The sequence below is a fragment of the Traorella sp. mt218 genome, assembly GCF_055420025.1.
On the sequence record NZ_JBVAYM010000024.1, the window covers coordinates 14,503 to 33,053 of the forward strand.

Sequence of the window (18,551 nt, forward strand, 5' to 3'; positions counted from 1 at the left end):
TTTGACAAAAATTCAGAAAAAACCAAACTTTTTTCATGATAGAATTGTTATATAGGTGAAGGAGCCAATATGAACAGACGAAAACTTATCCTACAAATCAAAAATGGCAATCAGGAAGCACTGGAAACGATCATTACGGAAATGTATCCACAGGTGTATGCTTTTCTGTACCGTAAAATGAAACAAAGTGATCGGGCAAAGGATATTACCCAAGAGGTATTCTTAAAGTTTGTGGAAAATATCGATCGCTACAATGAAGAGGATAAGCTGCGTAATTATCTGTTTCGTATCGGCATTAACCTTGCCAATAACTATTATAAGAGTTTGAATTATTTAGATGATCAGGAACTCGATGAATCAAGGATTGCGATGGCAGAAGATCCGCATACGATCGCTATGAAAAACGCTGATCGGGATATGATGATGCAGTATATCTCGCAGTTAAGTGAAATTTCCCGGGAAATCATCATTCTTCGTTATTATCATGAAATGAAATTTAAGGATATTGCGGATATATTAAAGATACCGGAGTCAACCGCTAAATCAAGACATCGGCAGGCATTGATGAAATTAGAAGAATTGATGAAAGGAGGCAGATTGAATGAAAGAAAAAGCGAAATATAAGCAGTTTATTGAAATTGATGAAGAGCATATGAAAAAAACGATCGAGCTTTCGAAGCTGAAGCTTTCCAAGCGGAAGGTCATGTATGAAGAAAACACGCATCAGATCTGGTTTAGCTTTTTCAAGATGGAAAGTATGAAATTTTGTGGCTTGTCGATTCTGTCAACGCTGTTCTTCTGCTTTATTTCAATGGTACAGCCTATGAATAATTACAGTATTTGCCTGTTGAATGTGGGTGTCTTAGGTACGCTGACCTTATATGATTATATGCATGGAAGCATCATCGGAATGGAAGAACTTTTAAAAAGCGTCAAGTATAACTCCTCGAAGATCTTTGTCTATAAATCTAACATTTATCTTCTTGTCAGCATTATATGTACGTTATTTTTGAATGCGATCCTTTGCGTACAAAATAACTTTTCGTTTCTTCCTGCACTTTTATACAGCTTGATTCCCCTTTATTTTATAAGTGGTATTGCCTTATTGGTCATTGACTGGATCGTAAATAAGACGGTCGTGATCATTACGTATGCCTGCAGTTACTTGCTTATACTGACTGTTCTAAAATTTGAAGAAGTAAGATTTGTCAGCAATCAACTTATTTTATTACTTCTTTTATTATCTTTTGGTTTATATTGCCTTGGTATTTATGTTCATTCAGCACGAATTTCAATTGGGAAAGGAAATAATTTATGGAACTCATTCTTGAAGGATTAACAAAACAGTATTCAAAAACAGTGGCCGTTGATCATGTTGATCTAAAGTTGAATAAAGGGGTCATTGGTCTTTTAGGAGCCAATGGCAGCGGTAAGACAACGATGATGAAAATGATCTGTGGTATTCTGCCGCCAACAACGGGTCATGTTTATTATGATGGTCAGGAAATTTTAAAAAATTATGACAGCTACGTGACAAACTTAGGTTACATGCCTCAGCATCTTGGTTTTTATCCGTCGTTCACCATACAGGAATTTTTAGAATATATGAGTGTGGTCAAAGGATTGAAGAAAGAATTTTATAAAAAGAAGATCGATGAGCTATTAATAAAGCTAAACCTAGAAGATAAAAGAAAGGCAAAGATAAAAAGCTTGTCGGGAGGTATGTTAAGAAGAGTAGGAATTGCGCAGGCTTTATTAAATGAGCCAAAGATTTTGATTTTGGATGAACCGACAGCAGGTCTTGATCCAAAGGAAAGGATCGTGTTACGAAATATGATCTCCCGTATTGGTGAAGAAGCCATCGTCTTACTGTCAACACATATCGTCAGTGATGTTGAATCCATTGCCGATCAGATTATTTTAATGAAAAAAGGAAAAGTATTATATTATGATGAGCCGGAAAAGCTTCTCTTGGAAATGGAAAATAAAGTGTTTGAAGCAAGCTGTAATCGAAAACAGGCAGAAGAATATATGATGAATCATATCGTTGTCAATGTGAAGAAACATCAGAATGAATATATTTTACGGATCGTTTCAGATAAACCGCTTGAAAATGCAAAAGCAGTAGAACCTGGATTAGATGATCTATATTTATACCATTTTCAAGATGAAGCCATGGAACGTCTGAGTGATCAATTATAAACGGAAGATAGAGCAGGTATGAAGGGAAAATGAATTCATGAAAGAAGGGAAATGCTTTGGGTAAGCTTGTTTATTTTGAAATAAAAAAACTAATGAAGATTAAATTTAATTGTTTTTTGATCTTATTAGCATTTATTCTTTGTTTAGGTGTCTTACATCTGAAGAATATAAATCACTTATCTCCAATAAAGCAGTATGCTTCTTTTGATGGAGAAATTCTAAGTAATACAGAAGTTTATCAATATGCGGATACTTTCTTACATGAACATGCCGGCAAAATTGATGATCATTATATTGATGAATTAAAAGAAACAGAAAATTCAATTATTCAAAACTATCATCTTGATGAAATAGATGAAGAAAAAATGATCATGACTTATGGTGAAAATTATCAGGCTGTCATACAGGCAGGTATTGATGGAAGCATGAGCGATCATGAAATTGCGGCAATCAATGAAAAGGCAAAAGAAAATAATGAACTTTGTAAATCTGAAGCATGTGTTCTGACATCCAATGAAGTTGCTTATGAGAAATATGGGATGGATGGAGTCGATGAAGAAGATAAAACATTTACGATCAGATATTTTTATAAAAAGGAAGAGAGCCGAAATTTATTGAATCTGCTTTTATATGGCAGTCAATCCTATACAGGTGACTATACGGTAGAAATACTTCATGATAAGGAAGAAAAACTTGCCGATAATAAGAATTATATCGTAGGAGGAAGGGTTACAGATAAATATTATTGGCGCGTAAATGAAGAGGTTGAAGAAGAATATATTGAATGGGAGAATCAGAAATATTTAAATGGTTCAGCATATACAGATTCCGGGGTAGGGGCCACATTGCTTGCACAAGCATTAACTACCCAAAACAATCCCCTTTTAGTTGTATTGCTTCTATGTATTGTCATCATTGTTTGTCAGGTGTTTACGATCGATCATGAATATGATACGGAGTCAATACTGTTATGTATAAAAAGAGGATATAACAGAGTCATAAGCGCTAAAATATTAACAGCCATCCTGATTCCTTTAGCTTTGCTGTTGATCTATCTCTTTTCAGCGTGGATAACTGTTCGCTTGATCGTTCCGATAAGAAATCTGGATATTGTTTATGTAGATTGGATTGAAAATCGCCCATTTATTTTTGAAGGTATTTATACATATAAAGAAATTTTACTTACTGAAATCTCCTTGATATTTATGTCGTTTTTGGCTGTTTCCGGCATCACTGCCTTTATTTCAATGCTTTTCAAGAATAAATTTATTGGATTTTTGCTGACATTTGCTTTAATCGTTGTGTTGACCTTAAGTAAAAATGTCTTCACTCCGGGTATGATGTTAGATACGAGGAATTATTTAAGCTGGAATGATATAATTGGCATCAATATGATGAAAGTGGGTTCTATGATCGTTTCAAAAGCCTTCTATGCCTGTGTACTATGGTGCTTAATCGCTATTGTGTTATTTATATTGTGTTATTTTAAACATAGAAGATATATCGTGAGGTAATTATGTTAAAGCTCGTACAATTTGAATTGAAAAAGATATTAAAAAGTAAATTTAATTTGATATTGCTGATAGCAGCCATTGCTATCCAATGTCTTGCGTTGAAAGAAATTGTATTATCTCCGGGTTATTTAAATTATTATATCAATCAAGATGAGGCAGTAAATCAAATTGAATATAAACAATATCTTGATGAATTTTATGCCCAGCATCAAGGTATTGTAAACGATGAATATATCAATGAATGGAATGATGAATATTATGATAAATTGGTTGAAATTCTTGATAAGGAAAAGATGATTCAGATTTATGGAGATAACTATGAAGAGATGATCATTGCAGGGAAAAACGGATCATTGAGTGAAGAAGAAATGTGGGAATATATTCACTTTGTTGAGGAAAGAAGTCAGCGATTCGGCTATGATTATGCACCTATTGAATATCCAGATGATGGTTCTACCCAATTTACGTTGAATTTATATTACAAATCTGGAATGGAAGCGTATGCGTATAATCTACATAATATTTATTTTGATTCAGACTATTGGAATAATGATAAAAACATTTATTTAGATGTTTTAAATCAGTCCAAAGAAAATAAAATCATAGCTTCACAAATCGATGGTAAAACAGAAATTGAAGATTTTGGTTATATAGATACTTTGGGTTATTTCAATCCATATCTTGTTTCACAGATGAACATGAATCAAATCAATTGGCTAAACGAAAAATATGAAAATGTTTCTTCACAAATGGATACAACGATCGGGGCTGGTGTTCTTATTCAGTCATTTGATGTGTATGTAATTTATGTGATTTACTTGTTAGTTTTTATAGTAATAGGTACAGATCTATTTGCAGGTGAAAAAAATAAGAAAATAGATGCTTTATTATCATGTGCAAAAGAATATAAAAGGATAACAACAGCTAAAATTATAACGATGCTGTTGTTAGTGATTTCAGTATTTATTCTTGCGTCAATGATTAATGTGCTTGTAGTTTCATTATTTTTTGATATTAAAAATTTGCATCTGGCCTCTTATGGTTTTTCACTGGGTAATTTCGGGTATATATTTATTTTGTATTCTTGTATTGAGATACTTGTAAGACAAATGGGTCTTGTATTTTGTAGCTTTTTATGTGTGGCAGGATTAAGTGTTTTTCTTTCCTGTTTGACAAAAAACAGATTCGTCAGTGCGATCATCATGATCATATTTGTAGTATTTCCAATATTAATGACAAATGGTCATTTATGGCTGGCGATCATGCCTTTAACGATGCTGATGGGTCATACATATTTTAGCTTCTCATCTGGAGTGGCTGGCTATTTACTTCCTATTGTTGATTTAGGCGGTACAATTATTCATACCGCAACTCTTGTTTGTCTATTCTGGATCATTATTTCAATCATTCTTATGATTGGTTGTTATGTAAAACAAAGAAAACATATCGTGAGGTAACTATGATAAAACTCGTACAATATGAATTAAGGAAGATATTCAAAAGTAAATTTAATCTGTTATTGCTGATCCTGATATTTGGTACATGTTTCTATATGATAAGGGAGCAGTCATCCGGTTATTATCATTCAGCACGCGATGCAAATATTTCGCTAGAAGGTGATAATTTGACAGATATTGAAACAATGCGATATATAGATGAGTTTAAGCACCTTCATGCCGGTAATGCAGATGAAAAATATCTTAAAGAAAAGCAGGATTTATATAACTCTTATATTGAAAGCCTTCAGATGGATGAGATCGACGATGAGGTGATGAAAGAGTACTATGGAGATAATTATCTAGAAATCATAGAAGCAGGAAAGAATGGCACTATGTCTGAAAGTGAAATTGAAGAGTTGCAACAAAAAATATATGATGCACAAGATAAGGCTGAATACCAATATGGTGTAAATTGGCCAGATATTTATTATGATGAAGATGAAACATTTTCATTGAATTTGATTTATAAAAATCAAGATAAATCCAGAATATTATCTATGATGTTTAATCCTTCTTATGATATGCTCGCTAATAAAAAAGAACATCTTATTAACTATGATGATATAAAAAATGAAAATTATGAAATAAATGAATACGATAGTAATTATATTAATATACATCTAGGTTATTTACAGATGGATTTTGCTAGTAAAGATAATCTTGACCTGATTGATGAGAATTATGTAAATTGGCTGAACTATAAATTTCTATCTAATTCTACTTATGTTGATTCAGAGGTTGGGTTAGAAACATTAGATCGTATGCTTGGTGATTCGAATATGGTATTTAGTCGGTTGCTGCTGATCTTATTGATGGTTATTTTATGTGCAGATGTATTTTCTATCGAACGATCGAATCATGTCGATCAGTTATTAGCTTGTTCTCAGAAAGGAAATCGACAGGTATATTTTGCAAAATGGATCACAATGCTGATTTTATCCATATTGATTTGTATTGGGTTTGTGATCATGGCAGTAGGTTATGTTAGATATCTTGTGCCAATAAGAAATTGGAATTTAGTTTCAGAATCACAGTTCTTTCTTTTTACTTATAAAGAGCTGATCTTAACTGATATAGGTGTTCTCTTAACAGCTTTGTTAGCAACGGCATCTATGACAGGCTTTTTATCTTGTATTACGAAAAATCGGTTTATAGCCGCTATTATCAGTTTATGTGTTCTTATATTTCCTTATTTTACAGGAAATTGGCCAGGTCCTTATAAAAATATTCCAAGTATGATTGCTTATGATACAAACCTATGGTGGGGCGAATTTAAAAACATAGGTGGTGTTATGGCGTCGTCACTGATTTTAACGGCATCCCTTTGGCTAATAATAAGTTTAGTCATGTTTGTGATTGGTTATATTAAAGAAAGAAGACATATTGTAAGGTGAATTTGAATGAGCCAGGGCGGGTATGTAACTCGCCTTTATTGTGTTATAATTGAATTGCTGGAGGTGGTCTTGTGCTTCGCCAAATTAAATATTTTCAGGCGGTTGTTCGTCATCATAGTTTTTCGGAGGCTGCCCAGGAGTGTCATATCTCACAATCAGCTATATCTCAACAAATTCAGTCTTTAGAAAGAGAGCTTGGTTTTCAATTGTTAGAAAGAAAGAATCGTTCTTTTGTTTTGACTCCTGCCGGTGAGCATTTTTATAAAAAGAGTTTGGTTTTAATGGCAGATTATGAAAAGTTATGTCAGGAATCGTTGAAGATTGCCCGTGGTGATGAAGCTGTATTGAAGATTGGTTATTTGCGTAGTTATAGCGGACATGAATTTCATTTGGCTTTAGAAGAGTTTTCCACAAAGTATCCTCTTGTATCTGTTCAGCTTATCTATGGCAATCATGAAGATCTTTTCCACATGTTGAGAAATGGTGAAGCTGATTTGGTGTTAAATGATCAACGAAGGGCATTTTCGGATGAATATATCAATTTGATTCTGACAACGAATAATGAATATATTGAAATTGCCTCTAGAAATCCGATGTCACAGCTTTCTTCGATCGCTCCACAGGAGTTAAAAAATATTCCTTGTATCTTGGTTGCTTCAAAGGAGCAACAAGAAACGGAGAGAGAATATTATCAAAGCGTGATTGGTTTTCAGGGAGAGTTTATCTATGCGGAGAATTTGGAAGAGGCACGATTGATGGTGATTGGCGGACAGGGTTTTATGCCGGTAGAGGGAAGTGGTGAAACATTGAATTTCACTACTTCGATATGTCGTATTCCTTTGTATCGAGGAAATTCCCAGATCACGCGAAAATATTGTTTATTTTGGAAAAAGGATAATTCGGGTTATTATATAGAGGAATTTGCGGATATCTTGAAAAGTAAATTTTGATAAAAGGGTAGCTGTTGATTGGCTATCTTTTATTTATGGTTTTTATATGAATGATATGTGAAAACGTATAAGAAAAACTTATGGATAAGCACTTTATTTCAAATTGATTGAGTTTTGTCAGATTTTTATAATATAGATGGATGGAGGGATGAGATGAAGGTTGTTGTAATTCGTTCAAGTCCTCGTAAGGATGGAAATTCTGATGTTTTGTGTGATCAGTTTGCAAAGGGTGCGATGGAGAGCGGACATTCGATCATCAATATCCACTTACGCAAGAAAAAGCTTTCGCCATGTAATGCCTGTTATGGTTGTATGAAAGATCATGTCTGTTCTATTAAAGATGATATGGCAGATATTCTTAGAAAGATGATCGAAGCAGATGTGATCGTTATGGCGACGCCAATTTATTTTTACTCGCTTTCAGCACAGATAAAGATATTGATCGATCGCTGTCTTTCGAATTATCGGGAAATCAAAGATAAAAAATTTTATTTTATCGTAACAGCCGCTGATCCGCAACGTGAGGCAGCCCAAGCTGCTTTGATGTCTTTGAGAGGTTTTCTTGGTTGTTTGGAACATGCGGAAGAAGCAGGTGTGATTTATAGTATGGGCGCATGGGATAAAGGTGATATTTATAAACATCCTGCTTATTTAGAAGCTTATGAATCAGGTAAACGTTTAGGAGGTGAATGGGATGGAGCGTATTAAGAAAAACTTTGGTTTTGGTTGTATGCGATTGCCAATGAAAGATGAAGAAGTCGATGTTGATGAAATGTGTCGGATGGTCGATGCATTTATTGGAAATGGTTTTAACTATTTTGATACGGCTCACGGTTATTTAAATGGGAAAAGCGAAACAGCCCTGAAGACTTGTCTAACGAGCCGTTATCCGCGAGAAAGTTATGTGCTTACGAATAAACTGACGAATTTCTTTTTTAAGAAGCAGGAGGATATTCGGCCTTTCTTTCAAAGTCAGTTAGAGGCTTGTGGTGTTGATTATTTTGATTTTTATCTGATGCATGCGCAAAGTAAAGATAAGTTTGCTTATTTTAAAAAATGTCATGCTTATGAAACAGCTTTGGAATTAAAAAATGAAGGAAAGATTCGTCATTTTGGTATTTCTTTTCATGACCGGGCAGAAGTTTTGGAGGAGATATTAAAAGAATATCCTCAAATTGAAGTGGTTCAGATTCAGTTTAATTATCTTGATTATGAAGATCCGGCAGTTGAAAGCAGAAAATGTTACGAAGTATGTCGAAAGATGAATAAACCGGTCATCGCTATGGAACCTGTGAAAGGTGGCAATCTTGTCAATCTTCCTGATAAAGCAAAACAGGTTTTTGATGCGTTAGGAAATGCATCTTATGCCAGTTATGCCCTTCGCTTTGCCGCCGGTTTTGAAGGAATCATGATGGTTTTATCGGGTATGAGCAATATGGAACAGATGGAGGATAATATTCATCATATGAAAGACTTCAAGCCTTTAAATGAAAAAGAGAGAAAGGCCATTGATCAGGTATGTGACATTTTTCATTTGATGAATCTGATTTCTTGCACCTCATGTCGCTATTGTGTTGCAGGATGTCCGAAAAATATATCGATTCCTGATTTATTTGCGGTTATGAATACAAAACAGATCCATCATGATTGGAATGCTGATTATTATTACAACATGGTTCATACAGCCGGTGGCAAAGGAAAGGCTTCTGATTGTATCAAATGTGGAAAGTGTGATCAGGCATGTCCGCAACACTTACCGATCCGCCAATTGTTAGAGGATGTTGCCAGAGAGTTTGAAAAGAAATAGGAGATGATGATATGTCTAAATTAGTTGTTTATTATTCAAGAGCAGATGAGAATTATTTTGGTGGAGAATATCGCTATATCAAAGTTGGCAATACGGCGAAGGTAGCGAAAATGATTGCTGATGAAACAGGTGCAGATCTTTTTGAAATCAAACAGCAGATTCCTTATGCGAAAGATTATGATACCTGTATTGCACAGGCAAAGGAAGATTTGCGTAAAAAAGCAAGACCGCAAATTATGAATCTTCCTGGTAATCTTGATGCTTATGATGAAATTTATATAGGTTATCCAAATTATTGGGGAGATATGCCGATGGCAGTTTATACATTTTTAGAGTCTTTTGACTGGCATGGAAAGAAGATCTATCCGTTTTGTACCCATGAGGGCAGTGGTTTAAGCAATACACCACAAAAACTTGCTGATACATGTAAAGGAGCTATCATAGAAAAAGGGTTAGCGATTCATGGATCAAGTGCAGATCATTGTCATCAGGCAGTATTAGATTGGCTTAGAAAGTAAGAAAAGGAGAAAAGTATGAGAAAAGAAGTAATGATATTAACAGGTGCAGGTCAGATCGGAATGGCGATTGCACGTCGCATGGGTTATGGAAAAACAATTGTAGTAGGTGATAAAAAAATCGAAAATGCAGAAGCCGTTGCAAAGATCATGAATGAGGCAGGATTTCATGTAATTCCTTTAGAAATGGATCTTTCATCAAGATCATCGATCAAGCATTTAATAACAGAAGCACAGAAGTATGGTGAGATTACGATGCTTGTGAATGCTGCCGGTGTTTCACCGAGTCAGGCACCGATCGAAGCCATTTTAAAAGTGGATCTGTATGGTACAGCAGTGCTTTTGGAAGAAGTGGGTAAAGTGATTGCGGAAGGTGGTGTCGGAATTACGATTTCATCTCAATCCGGACATCGCATGGCACAGCTGAGTGCAGAGGAAGATGAATGGCTTGCTTGTACACAAACTGAAGAACTTCTTGATTTAGAAATCTTGAAGCCTGAAAACATCAAAGATACGCTTCATGCATATCAGATGGCAAAACGATGCAATGAAAAACGTGTCATGGCAGAAGCGGTCAAATGGGGTGAAAAAGGTGCCCGTCTTAATTCAATTTCACCGGGCATCATCGTAACACCATTGGCTATTGATGAATTTAATGGACCTCGTGGAGATTTCTATAAAAATATGTTTGCGAAATGTCCGGCAGGACGTCCGGGAACAGCCGATGAGGTTGCGAATGTGGCAGAGCTATTGATGAGTGAGAAAGGAGCTTTTATTACCGGAGCAGATTTTTTGGTTGATGGTGGTGCAACAGCTTCTTATTTCTATGGGCCTTTAAAGCCACAAGAATAACGGATCTTAACGGATCCTTTTTTTGTTTGATAACTGGAAGCTGATAGGCGTATGGAAAAGAGTTTATCTTCTTTATGAGAATCATTGTGACAATCATGACACAATAACACTTTTGTCATTTCAAATGGTATTTAAAATCTATTTTTGATATAATTGTTTCATCAAATGGAGGTGATGTTTTGGGCAGAAGTGGTGGAGGCCGCAGTAGTGGCGGCGGGTCACGCAGCGGAGGCGGATTCAGAGGCGGACGTTCTTCTGGAGGATTCAGCAGAAGTCGTTCTTCATCGGGAAGATCTTCTTTTGGAAGATCATCACATAGCTTTCATCAAGCACCGCCACCGCCAAGACCGGGAAGAACGGTATTTATAGGGGGACCACGATATCGAAGACCTCGATATTATCGCTCCGGTGGTTCAGTATTTGGTGCTATTTTAGCGATTATCATCCTTGGATTCGTACTTGTGTCTTTATTCGGAGGCTTGATTTTCGGTGGAATCGCCCATTCCTCATCTGACGTACCAGATAATACGACTCAAAGAGAACCTTTGGTAGGGGTTGTTAATAAGACAGACTGGTATGAAGATGAATTGGGATGGATCCGGAACAGGAATGTTTTGATTGATGGATTAGAAGATTTTTATGCAGATACGGGTATCCAGCCATATGTAGTCATGATCAATTACAGTGATGACTATTGGAATGGAAGCTCATTTGATGCCACAGCGGCAGATAATTATCTGGAAACATTGTATGAAGAAAGATTTACAGATGAGGGGCATTTCATATTTGCCTATTTCTCGTGCTTGAATGATTCAGAATACGAAATGGAAGGCGAATTCCGTTATCTCAGTGGTTATGCGGCAGACAGCATCATGGATAATGAAGCCATATCGATCCTTTGGGGAAACTTCGAAAAAAACTATTATGATACTTCTCTTTCAATAGAAGAAATGATCGGCGATACTTTTAAAGATACAGGGGAATCCATCATGAGCCGACCTACCAATGGCTGGGATGTCATGAAAATCGTGGTGATAGCCGGAGGAGCAGTTCTTATTGTATTCATTATTTACAAGATAATTAAAAGCAAACATCAAAGAGAAAAAGAAAAAGAGGAATATACAAAGGAAATCTTAGATAAGCCTTTGGAAACTTTTGGTACAGATACAAGCGATCTGGAAGAAAAATACGGTGAGTGAAAGGAGATTATACACTATGGGAATTCTTGCAAGATTTAAAGATATCATGTCAGCTAACATCAACGCACTTTTAGATAAATGTGAAGATCCGGCAAAAATGATCGATGAATATATGCGTCAGCTGACAGAAGAATTGGCAGATGTCAAGAAAGAAACAGCCGGTGTCATGGCTGAAGAAAAGCGTACAAAACGTATGCTGGATGAAAATAATGAACAGATTGAAAAATATGACGCAATGGCTAGGAAAGCATTGACAGCCGGAAATGAAGATGATGCACGTGTACTTCTGACAAAGAAACAGGAATATGTAACAAATGGTGCAGATATTCAGAAATCATATGAAGTCGCTCATGCAAATGCGAATAAAATGCGTGAAATGCATGATAAACTGACAAAAGATATTCAGACTCTCGAACAGCGCAGAGCTAATGTGAAAGCAAAGGTAGCTGTTGCGAAAACTCAGGAAAAGATCAATAAGGTTACAGGTTCTATGGATGCTGCCAGCAGTTCGATGAGAGCTTTTGAAAGAATGGAAGAAAAAGCAGATCGTATGCTGGATCAAGCAAACGCTATGGCTGAATTAAATGAAGAGCTAGATCCTGTGGAAGATCTGGAAGCTAAATATTCGGGCGCATCAGCAAGTGTTGAAGATGAGCTTGAAAAAATGAAAAAAGAAATGGGGTTATAGTAAAAATCCTGTTATTGGAGAAAACCAATAACAGGATTTTGTTTAGGATCAGATAATAAAGAAAACAGGGATATCCGGATATTCATAAGTTTATTGGGAGATATCAGGCTCTATTATATGAAGAATCATTTTTTTTGCACACTGAAGTTTTATCTTTTACGAATAATTTTCATGATGATCTTTCATTTGATATATATTGACAAAGTAAAGAAGCTTAGTATAATTTTAGTATAAAAAGCAAAGGTCGGTAAATATTTATGTTTTACCGACTGATACTAACGGAGGCAAAATATGTTATATTCGTACACTCAATGTATTGAAATGTTTGGCACAGATAGAAAATTGAAACAAGCTTTAAAGCAAAAACAGATATATAAAATTGAAAAAGGTGTCTATTCAGATAAAGAATATGAATCTGAACTGGCAGTGATTTCAATGAAGTATCCTAATGCCATCTTTACATTAAATAGTGCATTTTATTATCATGGATTAACAGATGTTATTCCGGATTTATACTTTTTGTCAACTCCAAAAAAAGCTAAAAAGATAAGTGATAAACGGGTCAAACAAAAATATGAAAATAGTGCTGAATTTAATTTGGGCGTCATTCAAATGACTTATAATACAACCAAAATAAAAATATATAATAAAGAGAGAATGTTAGTTGAGTTGATTCGTAATAAAAATAAATTACCATTTGATTACTATAAAGAGATACTATTAAATTATAGAAAAATCATTCATGATCTTGATCTGCGAACAATTCAGGAATATGCATATGTTTTACCTAAAACAAATATGGTATTAGAAACATTACAAATGGAGGTTTTATAGTGATCGACCTTTTGAAATTGATTGAAAAAGAAAAAGAAAAAGGATATAGTGATGCCAATGCAAGTGCAAAAGTCTGTCAGGATTTGATTCTTAAAGCAATAGCAGAAACTCCGATGTGTAGAAATGTCACAATTAAAGGTGGCGTTGTTATGAGAAGTAAAACGAATAATATCCGTAGAGCAACTCAAGATTTGGACATTGATTTCATTAAGTATTCATTATCAGAGGAGTCAATTGATTTATTTATTGATAGGTTAAATAGCATTCAGGGAATAAAATTTGTTCGTATAGGAAAGATTGAAGAATTAAAGCAACAAGATTATCATGGGAAACGTGTTTTTATACAAATCATTGATGATACAGGTTACCGGCTAAATAGTAAGATTGATTTAGGTGTTCATAAAAATATCGATATAGAACAAGAAGTTTATTGTTTTGATATTTCCTTTTCAGAAGATGGAGCAAGTTTATTAATCAATACGAATGAGCAAATGTTTGTCGAAAAGTTACGGTCTTTATTAAAGTTTGGACCTGTTTCAACAAGATATAAAGATATCTTTGATATGTATTATCTTATCAGGTATATCAATCAAGATGATTTGAAGAAATGTCTGAGTTATTATATCTATCAAGATAAAGGTATGTATGAAAATAATATTGATGATATCATAAAAAGGATTAGAATGACATTTAATAATAAAATGTATCAGAGAAGAATTCAAACTTCAGATAAAAAGTGGCTTGATGAAAATGTAAATGATATTTTTAATGAATTAATATCTTTTTTAGAAACCATAGTTTAGTTTGTGTAAATTAAATGAAGAGTCAGATCCTATGCAAAATCTGGAAGCTAAATATTCAGGTGCATCAGCAAGTGTTGAAGATGAGCTTGAAAAAATGAAAAAAGAAATGGGGTTATAGTAAAAATCCTGTTATTGGAGAAAACCAATAACAGGATTTTGTTTTAAGATCAGATAATAAAGGCAACTGGCGATATCCGGATAAACATAATTTTTATCAGAAGGCGGTAAGTGAAACAGTTGATCATGAGAGTAATTTCTTAAATGAATAAGACTGCTGTCATAATAGTTAGGTTTCGCTTGTAGAATCGCATCAAGAATTTCTTCGCTAGTCATTTCTTTGAGATTACCGATACGTTGTGAAACAGCACCGGTATTGCCATAATAGAAGTTCAGTTGCTGATCAACTTTGAAAAAGGCTTGTTTTGGTTCATTTGCAAAGAACTTCTTTAAATAGTCTTCATTTAAAGATACCAGTATATTCTTTTCGTTAAAAGATGCGGCTTGTTGCTTGATTTGAGCACTATCAATGTGCCTTTGATCCATGAAATCAAACAAAATAGAATAATCTTCATAGGTAAGACGTATTTTCTGATACTTCATCATACGTGTCGTAGGCATAAAGTTAGGGATTACAAAGTAAAAACTATCATAAGGTATTTCATGAAGCAGCTGATCAATAGCCGCAAGATCATTGATGAGATATTGACTGATCATAAAGCTTAAGAACACTTTGATTCCTTTTTCATGTAAATAAATAGCTGTGTCTTTTAACGTGTCAAACCCTTGTTCATTATGAACGATCTCATTATGATGCTTCTTACCGCCATGAAAGGTCAATCCGGCATAAGGGGTATCATATTTGATCAATAAAGATAAAATATCATCTTTATCTTTTCGATTCATGAGGGCAATCCCTGTTGTGGAACCATGATGAAAGTAATAATCATGAACCGTCTGATGGGTTAATTGCAGAATTTCTAAAGCTTGTGGATGATTATAAACCTCATTATCTAAAGTAAAGGAACATGTCTTATTTAATTTTTCAAATACTGGTTTTAATATTTGAATACATTTTTGATAATTTTCAAAGGACATGCTCTTTTCATATCCCCCATTTACATAGCAGTGCTGACAGCTGGTGTTACATCCGGCAACCAAAATATCAATATTATACTCCATGATTATTTTCCTCTTTAATGAATCTTTCATTTTTTATCTGATAAATCTTATCGCATACCTCATGAATATACTTACGATCATGACTTACAGAAATGATAGCACCGTCAAAGTCATTTAAGATGCTTCTCAAAACAGGATTACTCAGTGGTGACAGATTACGTGTAGGCTCATCAAGGATAAGAACATTACACTTTTCCATGATAAAACGAATCATAAATAATTTTGCTTTTTGTCCTTCGCTACATTCTCCAATCATTTGAACCATTTCATCACGGGTAAATTTCATCCTTCCCAGCATCGTACGGGCCTGGGTGATTTGTTCGCTGGTTTTTTCAGGAGCTAAAAAAGACAATGGTGAATCATTTAAATTCATCTTTTCAGTGTAGTTTTGAGGCATATAGCCAATCTTCAAATCATTTCTGTCTTTTAAATCCTCATAAACTTTTCGCAGCAGAGTTGTCTTACCACAGCCATTGTCACCAATGATGACGACTTTTTCATTTCCTTTGACAAATAAATTGACATCTTGAATCAAAACTCGATCATCTGTTTGAATCGTATCATAATGCAAATCGCAGATAATTTTCTGTGAATTCCATTCAAATGGATCAAAATAAACATCAATGGCTTCTTCTAATGAATCCAGCTTTGTATAACCTTCTTTTTCATAACGCTTTTCCATGGATTTCAGGGAATGCATCTTTTTCTTTAAAAGCCGGCCTTTTGCAGGATTCTGCCGAGTAATCGTATTTTGATAATGATGTACGCTGTTCATGATATCAGTAAGCTTGCGCTGTTTTTCAAGATATTCCTGTTTTTCTTTATGAGCAAGCTGCTCCTCTTTATCAATCGTTCTTTGTCTTGTTTCAAGAAAAGAAGTATAAGAACCATGATAAAAAGAATGACGTACCTTTGTCTTCTTATTGACCTGTTCAAGTAAAAGAATATCCGTGGCACATCTTTCAAGCAAGGTTTCATCATGAGAAATAAACAAGATACCGTGCTCATATTCATTTATAAAATTTTCCAGCCATTCTAATGTAGATAAATCTAAATCATTGGTAGGTTCATCTAAAAAAAGCATCGTTACAGGTTCCATTAATATTTTTAATAATTGCAGCTTTACTTTTTCACCGCCGCTTAAATGCTGAATCAATGTTTCTCTTTCTACAAAATTACTGGGTAGATGTAGTTTTATGCACAACTCATTAATTCTCTGAAGTTCATTATATTTTTCTGGCGCAATGTTGTCATTCACATTATCTTTTAAACAATATTCATAGGGCGTGCTTTGATTCCATGACGGATCAAATGTCTGAGAAAGGTAACCGATGTTTTCATGACTTCGGTCGATCGTTCCGCTAACATTGACATAAGTAAGTTCCATGCCCAATAAAGCTTTCATAAGCGTACTTTTGCCATTTCCTTCTTCTCCGATAATGGCCATTTTCTCTTTATCGTTAAGGACCATATCAAAATGGTCAAGTAATGGTTTTCCTAAATGATTTGTGATATTTAAATTTTTAACAGTGAGCATCTTCATACCTCCTTTGGTATGAATGACAAAGTGCGCAATAAAAAAACATTTCAACAACGATTCAACAATATGTTTTCATTACGCATTCTTCATCTTCTCACTCCTTTGCTAGAAGCAATCTTATCACAAAGATGAACGATATTCAATCATAAAGAGGGCTTTGAACCCATTATTTCCATTGATTTTACATATTCTTTGCAAAAGAATACTGTTTAAAAATAAATGAATATGTTAAAATGAAAAAGTATTATGTGAATAGAGGTAGAGATATGTTTATAAAATTATTGAAAAAAATGGGGTTTACTTTACAGGAGAGCAGTTGGATCCTCTATGATGTTGCTAATTCAGCTCAGACATTGACAACGATGACAGTCTTATTTCCGCTTCTGATTGGTTTTATCGCACCTGAAAACGAAGGAAGCATCTGGGTAGGATGGGGAAATACGATCTATGCACTGATCTTAGCTTTTCTTTCTCCGGTATTAGGTACGATTGCCGATTATAAAGATAAAAAGATGAAATTCTTTAAATTCTTTTTAACGGTAGGTATCATCGGCGGCTTTTTATTGGCATTGCCGATCTTTGATTATCGTACTTGTGTCGTTATTTATGTCTTCGCAATGATCGGTTATACGGCAGCCAATATTTTCTATGATGCTTTTTTAGTCGATGTTACTACAGACGAGAGAATGCATAAGGTGAGCAGTGCCGGTTACGCATGGGGATATATAGGAAGTGCGATTCCATTCTGTATCTTTATTATTCCTTTCGCATTAGTTACTTTTTTTGGAGATGCAAATGGTGATCTGGTGTTAGGCGGCTTTACGCTGACTTATCGTATGGCAATCATGATCTCGATGCTGGCAGCCGTATGCTGGTGGGGATATCATTCACGTCCGTTTATTAAGAATGTTAAACAGCTGCATTATCATGAGGAAGAAGATCATTTCGTCCTTAAGAGCTTTCAGCGTTTAATTGATTCTTTTAAAAATATCAAGAAAAACAGAAATATCTTTATATTCTGTATCGCTTATTTCTTCTATATTGATGCGGTCAATACGGTTATTTCGATGGCAGTTTCTTTAGTTACGGATATGGGTGTCAGCGATGTCGTATCGCTCATGGTGGTCATTTTCATCAATATCATTGCCTGTCCGGGAGCAATCATTTTTGGTAAGCTGACGGATAAATTCGGTGGCAAACCGATGATTTTTGCGGCCATTGCCGGATATTTTGTAGTTGTCCTGGTAGGCTCACAAATTTCTAAAAATACGAATCTGATCTGGGCATTAGGCTTTTTGGTAGGCTGCTTCCAAGGAGGCATTCAGGCAGTATCACGTTCATATTATACGCTTTTGATTCCAAATAAGGCAGATACGAATGAATACTTTGGCTTCTTTGAAATTTTTTCAAAGTTCTCAGCAATTCTTGGACCGTTTATCATTACGATCGTTGTGACGGTTACAGGTAAGGCAGAGTATGGTATCTTGGGATTGATCCCATCATTGGTTATCGGTGCATTGCTGCTGGCTTTTGTAAAGGATCCGAAAAAACAGGTGGAGAATTAATCTTCACCTT

Annotated in this window: 18 protein-coding genes; 16 read left to right on the forward strand and 2 right to left on the reverse strand. The window is 34.8% G+C overall.

Annotated features, from left to right (window positions below):
* The first annotated feature begins 69 nt into the window (after positions 1-69).
* From ACZYT3_RS10635 to ACZYT3_RS10705, 15 genes are all read left to right on the forward strand, one after another.
* Positions 70-624, forward strand: coding sequence for an RNA polymerase sigma factor (locus ACZYT3_RS10635; RefSeq protein ID WP_294562208.1), 555 nt, complete (start codon positions 70-72; stop codon positions 622-624).
* Positions 602-1,339, forward strand: coding sequence for a hypothetical protein (locus ACZYT3_RS10640; protein ID WP_464088633.1), 738 nt, complete (start codon positions 602-604; stop codon positions 1,337-1,339). The genes ACZYT3_RS10635 and ACZYT3_RS10640 overlap by 23 nt, the downstream gene beginning before the upstream one ends.
* The gene (locus ACZYT3_RS10645; RefSeq protein ID WP_464088634.1) at positions 1,315-2,202 is read left to right on the forward strand and encodes an ABC transporter ATP-binding protein; all 888 of its coding nucleotides are present in this window, start codon (positions 1,315-1,317) and stop codon (positions 2,200-2,202) included. The genes ACZYT3_RS10640 and ACZYT3_RS10645 overlap by 25 nt, the downstream gene beginning before the upstream one ends.
* Positions 2,203-2,258: 56 nt before the next feature.
* On the forward strand, positions 2,259-3,716 hold the full coding sequence (locus ACZYT3_RS10650) for a hypothetical protein (protein WP_464088635.1): 1,458 nt from the start codon (positions 2,259-2,261) through the stop codon (positions 3,714-3,716).
* A gap of 2 nt (positions 3,717-3,718) precedes the next feature.
* A complete protein-coding gene (locus ACZYT3_RS10655) occupies positions 3,719-5,173 on the forward strand; it encodes an ABC transporter permease (RefSeq protein WP_464088636.1) in 1,455 nt (484 codons plus the stop codon).
* Positions 5,174-5,175: 2 nt separating this feature from the next.
* Entirely contained in the window at positions 5,176-6,609 is a 1,434-nt protein-coding gene (locus ACZYT3_RS10660; RefSeq protein WP_464088637.1) for an ABC transporter permease, read from the forward strand.
* Positions 6,610-6,680: 71 nt separating this feature from the next.
* Positions 6,681-7,559 (forward strand): LysR family transcriptional regulator, encoded by an 879-nt coding sequence (locus ACZYT3_RS10665; protein WP_464088638.1) that lies wholly within the window; start codon positions 6,681-6,683, stop codon positions 7,557-7,559.
* A gap of 153 nt (positions 7,560-7,712) precedes the next feature.
* Complete coding sequence (locus ACZYT3_RS10670; RefSeq protein WP_464088639.1) at positions 7,713-8,267, forward strand: flavodoxin family protein; 555 nt, start codon at positions 7,713-7,715, stop codon at positions 8,265-8,267.
* Positions 8,254-9,366 (forward strand): aldo/keto reductase, encoded by a 1,113-nt coding sequence (locus ACZYT3_RS10675; protein WP_464088640.1) that lies wholly within the window; start codon positions 8,254-8,256, stop codon positions 9,364-9,366. The genes ACZYT3_RS10670 and ACZYT3_RS10675 overlap by 14 nt, the downstream gene beginning before the upstream one ends.
* Positions 9,367-9,377: 11 nt before the next feature.
* Positions 9,378-9,884 (forward strand): flavodoxin, encoded by a 507-nt coding sequence (locus ACZYT3_RS10680; RefSeq protein ID WP_464088641.1) that lies wholly within the window; start codon positions 9,378-9,380, stop codon positions 9,882-9,884.
* A 15-nt stretch (positions 9,885-9,899) separates the two neighbouring features.
* Complete coding sequence (locus ACZYT3_RS10685) at positions 9,900-10,733, forward strand: SDR family oxidoreductase (protein ID WP_464088642.1); 834 nt, start codon at positions 9,900-9,902, stop codon at positions 10,731-10,733.
* A gap of 179 nt (positions 10,734-10,912) precedes the next feature.
* Complete coding sequence (locus ACZYT3_RS10690) at positions 10,913-11,932, forward strand: hypothetical protein (protein WP_464088643.1); 1,020 nt, start codon at positions 10,913-10,915, stop codon at positions 11,930-11,932.
* A 16-nt stretch (positions 11,933-11,948) separates the two neighbouring features.
* On the forward strand, positions 11,949-12,620 hold the full coding sequence (locus tag ACZYT3_RS10695; RefSeq protein WP_294562589.1) for a PspA/IM30 family protein: 672 nt from the start codon (positions 11,949-11,951) through the stop codon (positions 12,618-12,620).
* Between the two features lie 291 nt (positions 12,621-12,911).
* Positions 12,912-13,454, forward strand: coding sequence for a type IV toxin-antitoxin system AbiEi family antitoxin domain-containing protein (locus ACZYT3_RS10700; protein WP_464088644.1), 543 nt, complete (start codon positions 12,912-12,914; stop codon positions 13,452-13,454).
* On the forward strand, positions 13,454-14,257 hold the full coding sequence (locus ACZYT3_RS10705) for a nucleotidyl transferase AbiEii/AbiGii toxin family protein (RefSeq protein ID WP_464088645.1): 804 nt from the start codon (positions 13,454-13,456) through the stop codon (positions 14,255-14,257). The genes ACZYT3_RS10700 and ACZYT3_RS10705 overlap by 1 nt, the downstream gene beginning before the upstream one ends.
* Positions 14,258-14,386: 129 nt before the next feature.
* Here ACZYT3_RS10705 and ACZYT3_RS10710 read toward each other — a convergent pair whose 3' ends face one another.
* Positions 14,387-15,436 carry a radical SAM family protein gene (locus ACZYT3_RS10710; RefSeq protein ID WP_464088646.1) on the reverse strand — a complete coding sequence of 350 codons (1,050 nt, stop codon included), beginning with the start codon at positions 15,434-15,436 and terminating at the stop codon, positions 14,387-14,389.
* Positions 15,426-16,973 (reverse strand): ATP-binding cassette domain-containing protein, encoded by a 1,548-nt coding sequence (locus tag ACZYT3_RS10715; RefSeq protein ID WP_464088647.1) that lies wholly within the window; start codon positions 16,971-16,973, stop codon positions 15,426-15,428. The genes ACZYT3_RS10710 and ACZYT3_RS10715 overlap by 11 nt, the downstream gene beginning before the upstream one ends.
* A 269-nt stretch (positions 16,974-17,242) precedes the next feature.
* Between ACZYT3_RS10715 and ACZYT3_RS10720 the strand changes: the two genes are divergently transcribed.
* A complete protein-coding gene (locus ACZYT3_RS10720) occupies positions 17,243-18,541 on the forward strand; it encodes an MFS transporter (protein ID WP_294562592.1) in 1,299 nt (432 codons plus the stop codon).
* The last annotated feature ends 10 nt before the right edge of the window (positions 18,542-18,551 follow it).